10 protein-coding genes and 1 other RNA gene are annotated in these 16,664 nt (G+C 71.1%); 5 read left to right on the top strand and 6 right to left on the bottom strand.

Features of this window, described 5'->3' with window-relative positions; all coding sequences use genetic code 11:
* Window positions 1–28 precede the first annotated feature (28 nt).
* A complete protein-coding gene (locus G401_RS0129940) occupies window positions 29–1,225 on the bottom strand; it encodes an RNA polymerase sigma factor (RefSeq protein ID WP_051367348.1) in 1,197 nt (398 codons plus the stop codon).
* Complete coding sequence (locus G401_RS0129935) at window positions 1,222–2,265, bottom strand: hypothetical protein (RefSeq protein ID WP_157546567.1); 1,044 nt, start codon at window positions 2,263–2,265, stop codon at window positions 1,222–1,224. Before G401_RS0129935 ends, G401_RS0129940 begins: the two co-directional genes overlap by 4 nt.
* A gap of 229 nt (window positions 2,266–2,494) precedes the next feature.
* On the opposite strand from G401_RS0129935, the gene rnpB reads away from it, so the two are divergent.
* Both rnpB and G401_RS0129925 read left to right on the top strand, forming a co-directional pair.
* An RNA gene (gene rnpB / locus G401_RS53545) (RNase P RNA component class A) lies at window positions 2,495–2,875 on the top strand.
* 709 nt (window positions 2,876–3,584) lie between these two features.
* Window positions 3,585–4,841 (top strand): glycoside hydrolase family 16 protein, encoded by a 1,257-nt coding sequence (locus tag G401_RS0129925; protein WP_157546564.1) that lies wholly within the window; start codon window positions 3,585–3,587, stop codon window positions 4,839–4,841.
* Window positions 4,842–4,884: 43 nt separating this feature from the next.
* Here G401_RS0129925 and G401_RS0129920 read toward each other — a convergent pair whose 3' ends face one another.
* Both G401_RS0129920 and G401_RS0129915 read right to left on the bottom strand, forming a co-directional pair.
* Complete coding sequence (locus G401_RS0129920; RefSeq protein ID WP_157546561.1) at window positions 4,885–6,090, bottom strand: hypothetical protein; 1,206 nt, start codon at window positions 6,088–6,090, stop codon at window positions 4,885–4,887.
* A 168-nt stretch (window positions 6,091–6,258) separates the two neighbouring features.
* Complete coding sequence (locus G401_RS0129915; protein WP_034593589.1) at window positions 6,259–8,910, bottom strand: discoidin domain-containing protein; 2,652 nt, start codon at window positions 8,908–8,910, stop codon at window positions 6,259–6,261.
* Window positions 8,911–9,428: 518 nt separating this feature from the next.
* Here G401_RS0129915 and G401_RS0129910 point away from each other — a divergent pair.
* Complete coding sequence (locus tag G401_RS0129910) at window positions 9,429–9,935, top strand: GNAT family N-acetyltransferase (RefSeq protein ID WP_027345380.1); 507 nt, start codon at window positions 9,429–9,431, stop codon at window positions 9,933–9,935.
* Here G401_RS0129910 and G401_RS0129905 read toward each other — a convergent pair.
* Window positions 9,927–10,865 (bottom strand): LysR family transcriptional regulator, encoded by a 939-nt coding sequence (locus G401_RS0129905; protein WP_027345379.1) that lies wholly within the window; start codon window positions 10,863–10,865, stop codon window positions 9,927–9,929. The two genes, G401_RS0129910 and G401_RS0129905, sit on opposite strands and share 9 nt — an antisense overlap.
* 90 nt (window positions 10,866–10,955) lie before the next feature.
* Here G401_RS0129905 and G401_RS49380 point away from each other — a divergent pair, with 90 nt between their 5' ends.
* Window positions 10,956–11,918 (top strand): DMT family transporter, encoded by a 963-nt coding sequence (locus tag G401_RS49380; RefSeq protein ID WP_051367347.1) that lies wholly within the window; start codon window positions 10,956–10,958, stop codon window positions 11,916–11,918.
* A 10-nt stretch (window positions 11,919–11,928) separates the two neighbouring features.
* Complete coding sequence (locus tag G401_RS0129895) at window positions 11,929–12,324, top strand: nuclear transport factor 2 family protein (RefSeq protein ID WP_034593587.1); 396 nt, start codon at window positions 11,929–11,931, stop codon at window positions 12,322–12,324.
* A gap of 160 nt (window positions 12,325–12,484) precedes the next feature.
* Here the strand turns inward: G401_RS0129895 and G401_RS0129890 are convergent, their stop codons facing one another.
* Entirely contained in the window at window positions 12,485–16,624 is a 4,140-nt protein-coding gene (locus G401_RS0129890; RefSeq protein ID WP_157546558.1) for a S8 family serine peptidase, read from the bottom strand.
* Between the last annotated feature and the right edge of the window lie 40 nt (window positions 16,625–16,664).

Below are 16,664 nucleotides of genomic sequence, written 5' to 3'. Positions count from 1 at the left end.
GGCTTTCTTTCCTGCCGGGCCCGGTGTTTCAGGCGCCGGTCCCGGCGAGCCTGCGAGCGAGGAGTTCCCGTTCGGCGCTGTTGGTCGCGAGCGCGAGCGCCCGGCCGACCGCCGCCCGGGATTCCTCGTCACGGCCCACGGCTCGTAGCAGTTCACCCCGCGTCGCATGGAACAGCCGGTACGCGCCCAGCCGATCGGCCAGGGCGTCCACCTCTTCGAGCGCCACGGTGGCCGAGTTCGCGCGCCACGTCGCGACCGCTCTGTTCAGCAACACCACCGGATTTCCGGTCTGCGCGTACCAGATGTCGTGCAACGCCCGGATCTGCGGCCAGTCCGTCGTCTCGACGTCGGCCGCGGTCGCGTGCAGCACGGCGATCGCGGCCTGGGTCTGATACGGCCCCGGCGTTCCCTTGCGCAGTACGCGTTCCAGCCGCCGCTCCGCCTCGCGGATGCGCCCGTGGTCCCAGCCGCGCCGATCCTGCTCTTCCAATAGCACGAGGCGACCCGCGCGATCGAAGCGCTGCGCACTGCGCGCCTCGTGCACCTCGATGAGCACCGACAGCCCGACCACCTCGGCCTCGCCCGGCATCAGCTCGGCGAGTTCGGCGGCCAGATCACGCGCCTCGCCGGCCAGTTCCCGGCGCTGCGGACGGTCCGTGGAGGTCGTCAGGTAGCCCTCGTTGAAGACGGCGTACACGACGGCGAGGACCGCGTTCAGCCGCTGCGGCAACTCCTCCGGCTCCGGCGCCGCGAACCGTACGCCTTCGCGCCGCAGGCGGTGCTTCGCGCGGACGAGCCGCTGGGCCATGGTCGCGGTGGGCACCAGGAACGCCGCGCCGATCTCCTCGGCGGTCAGGTCCGCCACCGCGTTCAGCGTCAACGCGACCTGCAGCGGCTCGGCCAGCGCCGGATGGCAGCACGCGAACACGAGCGCCAGCCGGTCGTCCGGCACCGTCGCCGACGGCGCGGGCTCCTGCGCGAGCCGCGCCAGTTTCTCCCGCCCCGTCCGTTCCCGCCGCAGGATGTCCAGCGCGCGGTGCCATGCCGCGGTCATCAGCCAGCCCGCCGGATTGTCCGGCACACCGTCGTGCGGCCACGTCGCCGCGGCCTTCGCCGCCACGTCCGCCAGCGCCTCCTCGGCCAGGTCCAGGTCACCGAGCCGCCGCGCGAGCGTCGCCCGCAGCCCCGCCGCGTCGCGCCGCCACGCTTCCGCCAGCTCTCTCACCCCGCCATTGTGGCGCTCTCCCGCTGCTCGGCACCGCCCCGCGGTTCGCCGCCGTCACGCGCCACCGGAGGCTCGGCCGGCCGGCTCACGGCCGCGAGCGCCCATCCGCCCAGCGCGCAGAGCACCACCACACCGGCCCACAATTCCCTGGTCCAACCCATGCCATTCGCGTACGCGGTCCCCAGCAGTTGCCCGGACCAGACGAACACGGGTGCCGCGAAGCCGAACAGCAGCCACGGGTCCCGCCGCCACGGCACGATCCCGAGCAGAACGTCGGCCACCACGGCACCGACGACCGCACCGACGATGGGCGCCGGGTACGCGTACTCGCTGTTGGCTCCACCGCCGACGGCGACCGCGAAGACGACGACGGACAATGCGCCGCGCGGCGGCCGGGGCAGATGGCGGCGCATGAGCAGGATGGGAACGAGGATCGCGGCGGTGTCGAGCAGGTAACCGCCCACCCCGAAGATGACGTACGTGTCGTCGGTGTTGGGCACGAACGGCAGGCGTGCCCACGGCTGCCGGAAGACGTCGAGGTAGCTCATGAAGAACGCGGCCGCGGCACCCACGGCGGCGGCCGACAGCGCGATCGCGACCCGCGACCCGTTCACCCGCGCGGCCGCGACACCGGCCGACGAGAACAGCAGCATCCCGCCCACGAGCAGCACCAGATGCGTGGGGCTGAGCAGCGCGTCGACGCCCTTCTCGACACCGAAGAGGGTATGCCACAACATGTCCCCGGCGCCCCCGACGGCGAACGTCGCGACCCCCGCCAACCCCACCTTGTACGCCTTCGGCAACGCGTGCCACCAGGCCTGCGGCCCGCCCGCCCGGCCGCCGAGCCGAACCCCCAACACCACCAGGTACGCCGCGGTCACGACGAAACCGGAGTACAACACGGCATGCCAGGGGGTGAAGAAGGTCTCCAGCCCGCGTACGTTCACGTGCGCCCAGCCGTCGAGGTAGACGCCGCCGACGGTGATCAGGCTGAGAGCGGCGACGGCGACGTGGTCGCGGTCCTTGACCACTGTAGACATGCCCATATCGTAACCCGTATATCTCCCCCGCCGGGCGCCCCCAAGATCCCGCTTGGCGGCGGCCCGCCCAAGATCCCGCTTGGATCAGGGATATCACCCGAATCTTGGGCCATGATTACGTGGTTTTCCCTGATCCAAGCGGGATCTTGCGGTCCCACCGGCGGGCGCCGGCGGCGGGGTGGCCCGCGTCATAATTGATCATGGACTGCTAAGCTTGACCTGCGACGGACGAGTCGGCTGGGCGGTCGCGTCACCTTCGGGTGCCGAGGAACGTCCGGACTCCACAGGGCAGGGTGGTTGTCAACGGCAACCCGGGGCGACCCGCGGGACAGTGCCACAGAGAACAGACCGCCCGGGCCCCTCGGGGCTCGGGTAAGGGTGAAACGGTGGGGTAAGAGCCCACCAGCACCCCGGGTGACCGGGGTGGCTCGGTAAACCCCACCCGGAGCAAGGCCAAGAAGGGACCCTCGGGTCCTGCGCAGGCGTTCGAGGGCGGCCCGCCCGAGCCTGCGGGTAGGCCGCTGGAGCGTACCGGCAACGGTACGCCGAGATGGATGGCCGCCACGCCCGCGAGGGCGTACAGAATCCGGCGTACAGGCCGACTCGTCCGCCGCCCCACGGTTTTCAGGAAGTGCGCCGAGGTGCCCCACCCGCCTCGACGGGGTGACGACGGTATTCCGGGCCGGGCACGTGATACTGGAAGCCGTTCTCGTCGAGGGCGTTGTAGATCGTCAGCCAGCGCGGCCGCTAAGTCGAATCCCACAGCGACGCTGCCGTACGCGAAATCGCGCCGATCAGCCACCCATTCCAGCAGCTCGACCGCACGAAGCGGGCGACCGCACAGGTCCTCGACTTCAGGGAAGGGCGCGGGCCGCCAGGTCAGGTTGTCCCACGAATCCTCCATAGCGCGGGCGGGGTCGATCGTGTTCCAGGTGATGGAGAGGTCGTCCAACTTCTGGTGGTCGATCTCGACCTGCTCGGATCCGAAGTCCATCAGCACCGGCGCGTCCACGAACCAGGAGTCGTCCGCCAGATCCCACACCGCCCAGACGTGGCGGAGCGTCCGTGTGACGAGGGCCGCCAGTCGCTCGCCGTGCTCCTGTCTGACGGCATCGACGCCGTTGAGCCAGCGTGGTTCGTAGTCCTGGATGCCGTAGCGGATCATGAAGGCATTGTGCCGGAGCATGCCCCCAGCGGCATCTCCTTACTTCACGGCTTGAATTGACAACAGTATTTACAGAGGCATAACCTTCGATCGATCCGGCCCACCCGCCCTCATGACCCCCGGGCCGCGATCATCACGAAGGGAGCTTCCGCCCATGCCCCTGAAAGAGCTGAAAACCCTGCGCCGCAAGGCACTCTTCCTCGCCGCCGCGCCCTTGCTCGTGGCGACCCTCCTCACCACCCCCACGAGTACGCCGGCCTTCGCCGCGGTCGGCGGGCTGACCTGGTCCGACGACTTCAACGGGGCGGCCGGTTCGGCGCCCGACGGGTCGAAGTGGGCGTACGAGACCGGTGGCGGCGGCTGGGGCAACAACGAGCTGGAGTACTACACCACCAGCACGAGCAACGCCGCGCTCGACGGCAGCGGCAATCTGGTCATCACCGCCCGCGCGGGCAACCCCAGCGGCTATTCGTGCTGGTACGGGTCGTGTCAGTACACGTCGGCCCGGTTGAAGACGCAGGGCAAGTTCACGCAGACGTACGGCCGGTTCGAGTCGCGTATCAAGATTCCGCGCGGGCAGGGGCTGTGGCCGGCCTTCTGGATGCTCGGCGACAACATCGGCAGCGTCGGCTGGCCGCAGTCCGGCGAGGTCGACATCATGGAGAACGTCGGCAACGAGCCGGGCACCGTCCACGGCACCCTGCACGGGCCCGGCTACTCGGGCTGCTGTGGGCTGGGGCAGGCGTACACGCTGCCGAACGGGGCGGCCCTGGCGGACGGGTTCCACACGTACGCCGTCGACTGGGCGCCGGACTCGATCACGTTCTACATCGACGGCATCCAGTACGGCCGGCGTACGCCCGCGGACGCGAACGGCAACCAGTGGGTGTTCGACCACCCGTTCTTCATGCTGCTCAACGTGGCGGTCGGCGGTAACTGGCCCGGTTCGCCCAACGGGTCGACGACGTTCCCGCAGACGATGACCGTCGACTACGTCCACGTGTACGGCTGGGACACCGGCGGCGGCACGGGCGGCCACGCGATCACCGGGTACGGCGGCAAGTGCGTCGACATCTCGGGGGCCAGCACCGCCAACGGAGCCAAGGCGCAGCTGTGGACCTGCAACGGCACCGCCGCTCAGAGCTTCACGTTCAGCGGCGGCAACCTGCGCGTACTCGGGAAGTGCCTGGACGTGGCCTCGGGTGGCACGGCGAACGGGACGAAGGTGCAGCTGTGGGACTGTAACGGCAGCGGCGCGCAAGTGTGGCAGCACACGAGCATCAACGAGTACTACAACCCGCAGTCGGCCAAGTGCCTCGACGCCGCGGGCCCCAGTTCGGCGGACGGTACGCAGCTGCAGATCTGGGCGTGCGCGGGCAGCGCCAACCAGAAGTGGAGCCTGCCGGCCTGATGATGCGTTGATCGGGCGGGGAGACGGCCGTCCTCCCGCCCGGTCAGCTCACGGAGTCGCCGCGCAGGAATTCGACGTGGTGCAGGAGCCACGACACCGTGCGGTCCCCCGCCACCTCCGGTCTTCCGACAACCGCCAGCACGTGCGGCAGCACCGATCGCCACACCTCGTCCGCGGCGTCCGTGAGGTGGGCCCGCAACGCCGTCGCCGCCGAGGTCGCGCTTTCGCGGCGGCGGACGTCGGGGGCGGTGCGTACCAGGGACTGGATGAGCGGGTGGACGGTCACGGTCACGCCGTCGGTGCGGGCCAGGCCGAGGCGTACGGCCGGGTCCGGGTCCAGGTCGCCGAACACCGCCAGCGGGATCGGTTCGGGGCCGAGGAAGGACCACATCTCCAGGGCCCGGTAGGCGTCCGGCGCCGTCGCCCGCAGGTGCTGCGCCGACAGGCTCCACAGCGCGAGCATGATGTTGCCGGGAACGCGTACGAGCAGCGTCTGCAGGCGTACCAGGTAGGCGTGCGGGTCCGCGCGGGTCTCGGCGAGATACGCGCCCGCGAGCTCCAGCGCCAGCGGCAGGTCACCCACCGTCTCGGCCAGCGCCCCGGCTTCCTTGCGGCTGAGGTCCGCGCGCCTGCGCAGGAAGTCCGCCGGTTCTTCCAAGCCACCCAGGGTGTACGCGTTCCAGCCCGGCGCGGACGACGTCACGATGATCCGGCCGCCGGGCGGTAGCAGGTGCTCGATGTCGGCCGGGCCGCCCGCGTCGTCGAAGATCAGCAGCCACGGTCGATGGTCCGCCAGCGCCGCCACGACACCGTCGGCCGGTACGCCGAGCGCCACGGCCAGTTTCGCGTACTGGTCGGGGAGCAGTTCCGGGCGGGACGCGTGCAGCACACCGACGAACTGGAACTCGTGAGCGCTCCGGTACGCGTACTCGAAGGCAAGTGAGGACGTGCCGCTGCCCGGCGGCCCGGTGATCACCTTGGGCGGCGCGGCGAGCAGGTCTTCGCGGCCGGCGAAGTGCGGATCGCGCGGCGGGAGGCCGACCACCCGATCGCCGGCGCGCACGACGGCGGGCGGCGGCGGTGGTACGCGACGGCGCCGGACGGCGACCATGCCCAGCACGACGAGCAGCAGCGACGTGCCGGCCAGAGCGAGCAGGGCGGGCCGGCGGGCGACGGTGCCGGTGGCGAGGGCCGCGACGGAGCCGGCCCACAGCAGGGCCAGAACCACGGTCGCCACACGCCTCACCACGAAGGGAACCTAGCGCGTGGCCGAGATGCTGTCCCACCTCCGTCGATCATCAGACGATCCGCGACGACCATGTCGCACAGAGCGTCGGCGAGGATGGCGAAGGGGCGGCCGCGTGGGAGGCGGCCGCCCCTCTTGTTTCGTGGGAGCGGGTGGTACGGATCTACCGGTTCACGGGTAGTTGACCACGTTCACCGGTACCGTCGCGGTGCCCTGGGCGGGGCCGCCGGTGCTGTTGATGACGTGGGCGATCGAGCCCTTGCCACCGAGCGAGACGGTGAGGATGTCGTGGAACTTCACGTTGGCGTTGTTGGGCACCTCGAAGCCGTGCTCGGCGACGATGGTCGGGTCCGCGGTGAAGTTGCAGTAGCTGCCCAGACCCCACGCCTCGTGGCTGGTCACCGAGTCGGCGACCTTGTACGCGGCGTACCCGTTGGCCCCGGTCCGCCAGGCGGCCTGGGACGGCGGGTCGTAGGGCATCTCGTTCTGGAAGAAGATGGTCTTGCCACCCTGGCCGTTCCAGAGCACTTCGTAGTTCTGGTAGTGCTCCACGAAGAGGCCCAGCGCGGTCACGTTGTTGCCGTTGACGATGAGGCCGTTGGCCGCCGGGTTGGCGGTCCAGCCGACGCCCGCGCCATGGTCGGCGCGCCACGCCCAGATGTGGTCGATGATCGTGTTGTTGCTGTTCACGATCAGGCTGGTCGTGGCCGAGCCGGGGCCGGCGCCGCCGATCCGGAAGAAGACGTCCTGGATCGTCGTCGGGTCGGTCGCGTGGCTCGCGGACGAACCGGTCCCGCCGATCTGCAGCAGGTACGGCGAGTTGACCGTACCGGCGTCGAAGAGCAGGCCCGCGATCTTGACGCCGTCCACGTCGGCGACGCTCATCGCGTTCACGCCGTTGTCGGGGATGATCGTGGCGTACCCGAGTCCGAGGACGACGGTGTCGGGGCGCGTCACGTTCAGCGTCTGGTTGACGTGGTAGATGCCGGGCGTGAAGAGCAGGTTGAGGCCCTGCGCGAGCGCCTGGTTGATCCGTGCCGCGGAGTCGGTCGGCTGCGCGACGTAGAACTGCGACAGCGGGAGCGAACCGCCGGGCGTGTTGCCGCCCGCCCAGGTCGTGCCGGAGCTGTTCGTCTTCAGGGACGGAACCCACACCCGGTACGCGCCGGACGAGTCGACGTACAGGTAGGGCTTCTCCCGGACGACCGGAGTGGTGGCGAGCGTGGTGTAGACCGGGTTCGGGAAGCCCTGGGCAGGAGCTCCCTGTACGCCGGAGAACACCATGTTCCACACGCCGTTGGTCCAGCCGCCGATCTGGCTGTCGCGGGTGTACCACTGCTGCTGCGAGTACGGGCCGACGGTTCCGCTGACGCGGCTGTCGGCGATGTAGCCGCCGGACGCCCAGCCGTAGCCGTTCGGCGCCAGGTTGAGGTCACCGTGGACGTCGATACGCCGGAACGGTGCGGCCTGCGCGACCGCCCACCGGGTGAACCCGGCCGACGGCGTGATGGAGAAGTTCTCCGCGGAACGCCAGAAGTTCTGCGTCGCGTTGCCCTGGAACCAGCCCGCGTCGACGGTCACGTCGCCGTTGATCTGCACCTGGTCCGGGTTCTGGCCGAGGCCGGCGATCGACGTGTAGAAGCCGATCTGCGCGTTGAATCCGGAGTAGGTGCCGGGCTTGAACAGGATCTCGTAGCGCTGCGTGCCGAACTGGTTGGCCTCCTGCTGGGCGAAGATCTGGTCCACCTTCGCCTGGATCGTCGCGCCCGAGGTGCCGGGTTCGAAGACGATCACGTTCGGGCCGAGCGGTCCGCCGCCGGGCAGCGGGGAGGAGCTCGGTCCGGCACTCGGCGACGCCGACGGGGACACCGGCGTCGAGGGCGAGGAGGTCGGCGAGGTTCCCGTGTGGATGCCGAACTCCCAGAGCGAGTAGCCGTAGCCGGTCGAGCGGGCCGTGCCGTACACGCGTACGTAGCGGCCGGTGCCGGTCACGTTCAGGGTCTGGTTGCCGCCGGTGCTCGTCGTGGTCGAGTAGATCGAGGTCCACGTCGACGCGTTGTCGGACACCTGGATCTGGAAGGCCATCGCGTACGCCGTCTCCCAGTTCAGCAGCACCTGGCAGACGGACTGGGTCGAACCGAGGTCGACCTGGATCCACTGCGGGTCGCTGTACGCGCTCGACCAGCGGGTGCCGGTGTTGCCGTCGATCGCGCTGGACGCCGGCGTACCGGCGTTCTCGGTCGACGAGGCCGTCGCGGTCTTGCCCAGCGAGGCGTTGGCCGTGCCGCACCCGCCGGTGCCGCCGCCGATCGAGCCGTAGACCTGGAACTCCCACAGCGAGTACCCGTAGCCGGTCGCGCGGGCGGTGCCGTTCATCCGGACGTAGCGGCCCGAACCGGTCACGGTCAGCGTCTGCACGCCGCCCGTGCTCGTGGTCGTGCTGTAGATGTTCGTCCAGCTCGTGCCGTTGTCCGACACCTGGATCTGGTACGCGGTCGCGTACGCGGCCTCCCAGTTGAGGACCACCGAGCTGATGGTCGCCGACTGGCCGAGGTCGACCTGCAGCCACTGCGGGTCGCTGAACGCGCTCGACCAGCGCGTGCCGGTGTTGCCGTCGACCGCGTTGGCGGCCGCCGAGCCGGCGTTCTCCGTGGACGACGCGGTCGCGGTCTTGCCTTGGGACAGAAGGGTGTCGGCGGCGTGCGCCGGCATCGTGGTCACGACGATCGCCGAAACGGCCGCGAGCGCCATGGCCGCGAAGGCCGTGACGAGCGCGTGCCGGGGTCTGACGCCCCGACCGGGGCGCGCGGGGGTTGGGATCATGACATCTCCCTGGTTGGGGGACCGGGCACGCGGGATCACCGCCGAAGGACGGTCGGCGGCACCCGCGCGGGGGGATGAGCGGCTCCGGGACCCGCGCCGGCGGGTCCCGGAGGTAGTGCCAGGGAGCGCTCTCTCAGAAGAGAGTCGTCGCGCGTTCCGCGCGTGTCAAGGCCATGTTTCGCCGCCGTTTCGATCCGTCCATCATGGCCGGACTTTTCCATGTACGCTGGCCAGCGTATTTGTTGTTCGAGACACCATTCATCGCGGCGGCTGACGGAAATAAATGTTATCCGATCTTGGGCAAGCGCTCTCCCATGATCCCCCGTCGATACGCCCGTTTCCCCGGTGAAGCGCTCTCTGCACCCCGCGCGCCGCCCCCAAGATCCGGTTTGGATCACGGTTTTCCCCCGAATCTTGGGCCATGATTCGGGTGATTTCCCTGATCCAAACGGGATCAGGCAGGCCGGGCGGGCGGAAAAGCAGGTGGAAACGTCGGGAGCGGGTGGCAGGGTGAGGGCATGGAGATTCGGCTGGAACACTGGTCCGACGACGACTCCGCGCTGCTGCTGCGGACCAACGCCCCGGCGATGACCGAACACCTCGGCGGCCCGGAGAGCCCGGCGAAGCTGGCCGACCGGCACGCGAAGTACCTGGCGATGACCGACCCGGCCGAGGGCCTGTTCTTCCGCATCGTCGGCACCGGGCCGGACGGCGCCGAGGTGTCCGTCGGCAGCATCGGCTACTGGAGCCGGGACTGGCAGGGCGAGCGCGTCTACGAGTCCGGCTGGAAGGTCCTGCCGGAGTACCAGGGCCATGGCATCGCCACCGCCGCCGCCCGGCTGATCATCGGGCGTGCCCGCGACCAGCACCGGCACGCCACGTTGCACGCGTACCCGAGCCTGGACAATCCGGCCTCGAACGCGATCTGCCGCAAGGCCGGCTTCACCCTGGCCGGGCCGTGCGACTTCGAGTTCCCGCCCGGCAATCCGCTGCGCTGCAACGACTGGTACGCCGACCTAACGTGACGTCCTGATCAGCTCACGCAGGACGGCGTCGAGGGCGCGCGTACGCTCCAGGGCGATCTCGACCACCGCCCGGGTGGCCGCCGAGAGCTGGGCGTCCGGCCGGTGCACGAGGGCGAACTCCTCGTAGAGCCGCGGCCGCAGCGAGGTCCAGTGCAGCCCGGCCGGGGCCCGGTCACCCAGCTTGTGCAGGACCCCCCGCCAGGTCACGGTGTCGGCCAGCCCGCGCGCGGCGATGTCGAGAGCCGTCTCGGTGTCCTCGACCTCGACCCGCGTACGCAGCGTGTGCCCGGCCGCCTGGAGAAGGCGTACGAGCATGTGCCGGGTGGAGTCGACGTCCCGCCAGCTCAGCTCGGACAGGACCAGCTGGGCGGAGGCGAGGTCGGCGGCGGTGACGCGGCGGGCCACCCGCTCGGGGTCCGCGCTGACGTAGACGAGTTCGTCCCGCATCACCTTGGTGACGGCCATCTCGGCGTCGTCGACGGGCAGCGCGATCACGGCCGCCTCCAGCCGGCCCTTGCGCAGATGCTCCAGCACCTCGGCCGAGTTGCGCCCGGCGAACTCCACGCGTACGCCGGGGTGGCGGCCCAGCACGTCGGCGACCAGATCGGCACCGAGGTAGAACCGGGAGGTCGAGAAGATGCCGAACCGGACCGTCCCGGTGAGCACGTCGCGGACGGACGAGACGGCCCGGGCTCCTTCGTCCACGGTGGCCAGTGCCGCGGCCGCGTACGGCTGGAGCGTCAGGGCCTCCTCGGTCGGCACGAGACCCCGGCCGGCCCGGCGGAACAGGGGCGCGCCGAGGGCCTGTTCGAGCAGGCGTACCTGCTCGGAGATCGAGGGCTGCGCGTAACCGAGGTCCGCCGCGGCGGCCGTGAACGACCCGTGCTCGACCGTCGCGAGGAAGCACCGCAGCTGGTGCAGCGTGACCAATCCCGCCTCCCAAAGACCAAGGAATATCCTGGGGGTTCCGAAGGAAATAAAGGCTACCTCGATGGATTGCCCGGGGCCTACCGTCGACGCGTGAGCACCACCTCGCGTACGGGCGCCGTACTGTGCCTGCTGTCCGCCACCGGATTCGGCGTCTCGGCCCTGTTCGCCAAGCAGGCGTACGCGGCCGGTGTCACCGTGCCAGCCATGCTGACCTTGCGGTTCGTCATGGCCGCCGCCCTGTTCTGGGCGATCGTCGCCGTACGCCGGCCGAGGCTCCCGCGCGGCCGCACCCTGCTGATCTGCATCGGACTCGGCGGCATCGGGTACGCCCTCCAGGCCGGCTGCTACTTCGGCGCGCTGCAGTTCATCGACGGCTCGCTGACCGGCCTGCTGCTCTACCTCTACCCCGCCCTGGTGACCGGGCTGGCGATCGTGCTGCGCCGGGAGCGTCCGCAGCGGCGCGGGACGATCGCGCTGGCGAGTTCCGCGGCCGGCCTGCTGCTCGTCCTCGGCACCGGTGGCGGCGGCAAGCCCGTCGCGGTGATCGGCGTCCTGCTCGCGATCGGCGCCGCCGTCACGTACGCGCTCTATCTCACGGTCGCCGCCGCGGTCCCGGCCGACCTGGACGTGTTCGCCCTCTCGGCGGTCGTCTGCACCTCGGCGGCCGTCACCATGGAGACGGCCACCCTGGTCACCGGCACCGCCCAGGCGCCCGGGCGGCCGATCGGCTGGCTCTGGATCGCCCTGCTCGCTATCTTCTCGACCGTCGTGCCCATCGCCCTGATGCTCGCCGGCATGCGCCTCGTCGGCGCGCCCACGGCCTCGATCCTGTCCTGCTTCGAGCCCGCCGTCACGGTGCTCACCACGGCGGTCGTCTACGGCGAGCGGCTCACCCCCGGCCAGGCCGTCGGCGGCGCCGTGATCCTCGCGGCGGTGGTCATCCTCGCGGCACCCCGCCGGCGTACGTCCACAAAGGAGGAATCGCCGGCGGACGTCACCGTGGTCGACGCCGTCGTCGAAGAGCGCCCCCACATCATCCGATCGGCGACGTAATATCGGCCGTATGACCGAGCAGCAGCGCAACGTCGCCGTCGTCCATCGCTACCTGCGCGCGTTCATCACCAAGGATCTCAACGAACTCGCCGAGGTCGTCGCCGACGACGTCCTCATCTACGGGGCGGGCCAGGGCGTACAGGGAATCTCCTATGTGGAGCAGGCCGTGCTCTCGCCCGGCTTCACCGTCGTGGCGCAGGAGATCATCGAGATCTTCGCCGCCGGGGACCGGGTGGTGGTGGAGGTTGCCAACACCTACCGCCACGACGAGTCCGGGCGCACCACCGTGCAGAGCGCCTGCAAGATGTACCGGGTCGCGGACGGCAGGATCGTCCAGTTCTGGGGCGAGTCCGACTACTACGGCCTCCTCGTGGGCCTGGGACTCCTCGACCCCGTCCCCGCCTGACAGCCCGAAGCCCCATAACCCCGCAACGCGAAGATCCCGCAACGCGAAGATCCCGTTTGGATCAGGGAAATCACCCGAATCTTGGTCCAAGATTACGTGCGAATCCCTGATCCAAACGGGATCAAGAGCGAGCCCGCGGACCGGGCCCGAGAAGTGCGGGCTACCGGATGGCCGTCCGGTGGACACCGCCGTTCTCGGTGCCGACGAACAACCACTTTCCGTCGGGACTCGCCGCGAGCGAGGTGGCGTCCGGGTTCTGCAGCCCGGCCGAGATGTTCTCCCAGCTCCGGCCGCCGTCAGTGCTCCGCAGGACGCCCCGTCCGCCCTGTGGGAACCCGTACGCGCCGAACGCGTGCGTGGCCGCGTACAGGGTGGTGCCGGAGCGGATGACGTCCGAGACCCACACCTGACCCGCCCCGGAGTCACCGGTCCGGAAGGTACGCCCGCCGTCGGTGCTGTAGCGGATCTCGGTGCCGCCCGCGACGATCCGGGCACTGTCGGCGTACAGGGCGCTGACCGGGCCGGACAGGACCAAAGTGACGGTCACGCCGCCGTCGTCGGTCCGGTAGAGGCCGTCGGGCGAGCCCAGCCACATCCGCTTCGCGTCGTGCGGGTCGGCCGCGATCGCCGTGAAGACGGTGTTCTGGTAGAGGTTCTTCCAGGTCGCACCGCCGTCGGTGGTGGTCGCCAAGCCGATGCCGGACAGCCGCTCGAACCCGGCGACGATGTGCCGCGGGTCGCGTGGATCGACGAAGAGCGCGGTCGCCTTCTCGCCGCTGTGGCCGATCTGGTTCCACGTCACGCCGCCGTCGTCCGAGCGGTCGACGAAGAACTCGTCGAACGCTCCCGGGCGTACGCGCCAGGTCTGCTGCCCCACAACGGAAAGGAACTGGGCACCGAGCCCGATCCAGCCCTCGCCCTCGGCCGCCCCCCACTCCGGGGACGCCGCCGGCACCCGCGTCCGGTAGACGCCGCTGCCGGTGGCCGCCAGCAGCGAGTCGCCGGAGACGGCCAGGTCGTGGGCGGTGAGGCCCTGCACACCGTGGCGTACGCCGTCCGCGCCGAAGACGCCGTTGGTCATGGTGACGGCCTCGGTGCCGTCGGCGTACCGGTCGTAGTCGTAGAAGACCGCGGCCGACGAGGGCAGGGCGCGCTCCGTCCACTCACGACCTTCGTTCGCGCCGGCGTACCCGGTGCCGGAGTAGGTGCCGACGAACAGGGTGCCGCCGCTGATCCGCAGGGTGGACGCCCCGAACGGGAGGTCCTTCAGCGTCGACCACGCGCCGCCGTGCGAGCCGACCACGCCGACCTGCCCGACCAGCGCCGCGACGACCCCGTCGTCGGCCACCAGGTCGTAGATGAAGTGGCCGTCGCTGTCGTAGGCCGCCTGCGGCGCGCCGGGCGTGCCGGTCACGATCCCGGGCAGCTTCCAGACCTGGCTCGCGCCGCGCAGGTACAGGTCGTCACCGCCGATGGCGGCGCCGTAGACGTCGTCCGGCACGCCGGTCGCCCGCAGGCGCCACGTGTCGCCGCCGTCCGTGCTCACCTCCAGGCCCGCCGACGTCACCGCCGCCAACACCCGGGTACGCGTGTCGGCCACCAGCGTCGCGATGTAGTCCCGCGGCAGGTCCAGTGGCCGCCAGGTCCGGCCGCCGTCGTCGGTACGCAGGATCCGCCCGCCCGTGTACGGGTCGTTGACGGCGTACCACCAGCGGGCCGGGTCGTTGTGGTCGATGACGACCGTGCCGAGACCGGCCGCGGCCGCGACGGGCAGCCGGTTCAGCTGGGTCCACGTCCGCCCCTGGTCGGCGGTGACGAACGGGCCGGCCGTGTAGTCGGTCAGCATGACGCCCTGCCCGGCCTGGCTGGGCCCGGTCGTGAGCGCGCCGCCGGCCCCGATCGGACCGACGGGCTCCCAGCGGTTGTTGCGGACGTCGACCGGGGTCACGTCGAACCGGCCCGCTCCGGTCAGCAGCGTGCCCGCGGGCGTCCGGCCACGCACGTCCACCGCGTACGAGCCGGCCGCGCCGACGGTCAGCTCCGCCGCGTACGCGGTGCCGCCCTGAGCGGTCGGGGTCACGGTGAACGGCCGGCCGTGCTGCGGCTTGACGGTGACGACCGGGGCGGCCGTGAGCGCTGTCGGAGCGATCACCCACACCGTCGTGTGCCCGTCGCTCGGGTTCGGCGTCGACTGCACCACGAGCGGGCTGGCGACGAGCAGGTAGGGCACCCGGACGGCCGGACCCTGGGCGGGCGTGACGGTGATCAGTCCGCTGATCTCGGCGTACTCGGTGGGCGTCTTGGTACGCAACGAGACGGTGACCCGGACCGAGCCGCGGGCCGGGATGCTCACGTGGCCGGGCTTGACCGTGGCCGCGCCGCCGGCCCGCAGGTCGGCGGAGACGGCGCGGGCGGAGTCGTTCGTGAGCGTGACCGAGCGTGTGCCGCCCACGGTCGACCCGCCGAGATCGGCGAGGCCGAAGGAGACCGAGGCGGGTACGGCGGTGACCACTGCGCGCGCGGCGGCCGCGACGTCGAGCCGGCCCGAACCGCGATCGGTCTGCGAGCCGTCGACCGTCTTCGCCGTGCCGACCAGCGCGGACTTGACCAGCGCGGGCGCCTCGCCCGGGTGCAGCTGCCGCAGGAGCGCGGCGGCCCCGGCGACGTGCGGCGCGGCCATGGAGGTGCCCGAGAGCCGGTACTGGCCGGGCGCGAACAGGCTGGTCGGCACGGTCGACTTGATGTCGACGCCGGGCGCGACCAGGTCGGGCTTGAGGGTGAAGCGACCGGTCGGCCCGCGCGAGGAGAACGACGCGATGTCGTCGGTGCGGTCGACCCCCTCGATCCGTACGCGCAGCGCCGGGTCGGCGCTCAGCCGCGTCAGCTCGTCGAACTGGGTGTCGTCCACGCCGAGGACGACGAGACTGTCCATTCTGTACAGATCACCGGATCGCACCGCGGTCCGGGCGCTGGCCCGCTCCCCGTTCGCGGTGGCGGCCAGGACCGGCCCGCCGCCCCCGGGAGCACCGCCGAGGAGGGCGACCGCGCCCCGGCTCTCCAGATCCTGGGCGAGGTCGACATCGCTCTGCGACAGGGTGTCCAGGCCGGGCGCGATGTAGCCGGTCAGCATGGCGATCCTGCCGTGCAGGTCACCGGCCGCGGCCACCTCCTCCGGGCTGCCGTAGCCGATCGACACCACCGGCGCGGTGACGCCGCCGGCCGGGGCGTTCGCCGACAGCTGCCCGCGATAGGTCTGCAGCGTGATCGGCTTGCCCGTGGCCGTCCGCGCGTACGCGACGGGGTCGACCCGGCCGCTCGTCGAGGCGCCGACCGTGATCACGTCGTCGGCCGCTCCCGGCGCGCTGACGGTGCCCGTGCCGGGGCCGTCGTTGCCCGCCGACGCGACCACCACGACACCGGCCGCGCTGGCGGCGTTCGCGGCCTGGCTCAACGGGTCCGTCCCGTCGCCCGGCCCGCCCAGGCTCATGTTGATGACGTCGGCGCGATGCGGGTTCGCCGGGTCGATCGCGGCGTCGATGGCCGCGAGGATGTCCGAGGTGTCCCCCTCGCCGTTCTCGTTCATCACCTTGTACGCGAGCAGCGACACGTCCGGCGCGACGCCGGTGATGCCGTCCTGCGCAGACGCTTTTGCGCCGATGATGCCGGCGACGTGCGTACCGTGGCCGTTGTCGTCCATCGGATCGGCGTCGTCGTTGACGAAGTCGTAGCCGCCGACGACCTTGTGTCCCGCACCGAAGCCGGCGCCGAGATCCGGATGCGTGTAGTCCACACCGGTGTCGATGACCGCGACGGTCACGCCCTTGCCGGTCACGTGGGCACCGGCGGCGTCCTGCCGCTGCCAGACCTCGGGCGCGCCGATGAGCGGGACGCTGACGTCGGTCGCCGCGCGTACCGGCGCGTCGGGGTAGACCGCGGCCACGCCGGGCAGGCCGCGCAGGCGGTCGACCTCGGTGTCCGGCACGGTCAGCGCCACCGCGTCCACGGCCAGGGCGAACCCGCGCTCGTGTCCGATGTGCAGGCCGTTCTTCCGGCCGGCGGCCAGCACGTCCGCCTGGCGAGCCCGGCGGTTGCCGCGCAGGCTGTCGGCGGCCGAGCGGCTGTTCGGGGCGGCGGCCGTCCCGTCCGGGGCCAGCATGACGATCACGTGGCGCTCGGCGGCCGGGGTGGCGGAGGCGGCCGGCGTACCGGGGGTCAGGACGGCGGCGACCACCACGAGGGCGGCCGCGGCGCGGGCGGGTCTGCCGGAAGGAGAGAGGGATCGCAGAGGGGTGGATCTCATAGGCAAGTGGTCTAGTGGTCCCGCGGCGTCCCGGGCAAGA

The organism is Hamadaea tsunoensis DSM 44101 (assembly GCF_000428945.1).
Taxonomy (GTDB): domain Bacteria; phylum Actinomycetota; class Actinomycetes; order Mycobacteriales; family Micromonosporaceae; genus Hamadaea; species Hamadaea tsunoensis.
Note: the sequence above shows the minus strand (reverse complement) of the source record. Positions and strands in the feature narration are given on the sequence as shown.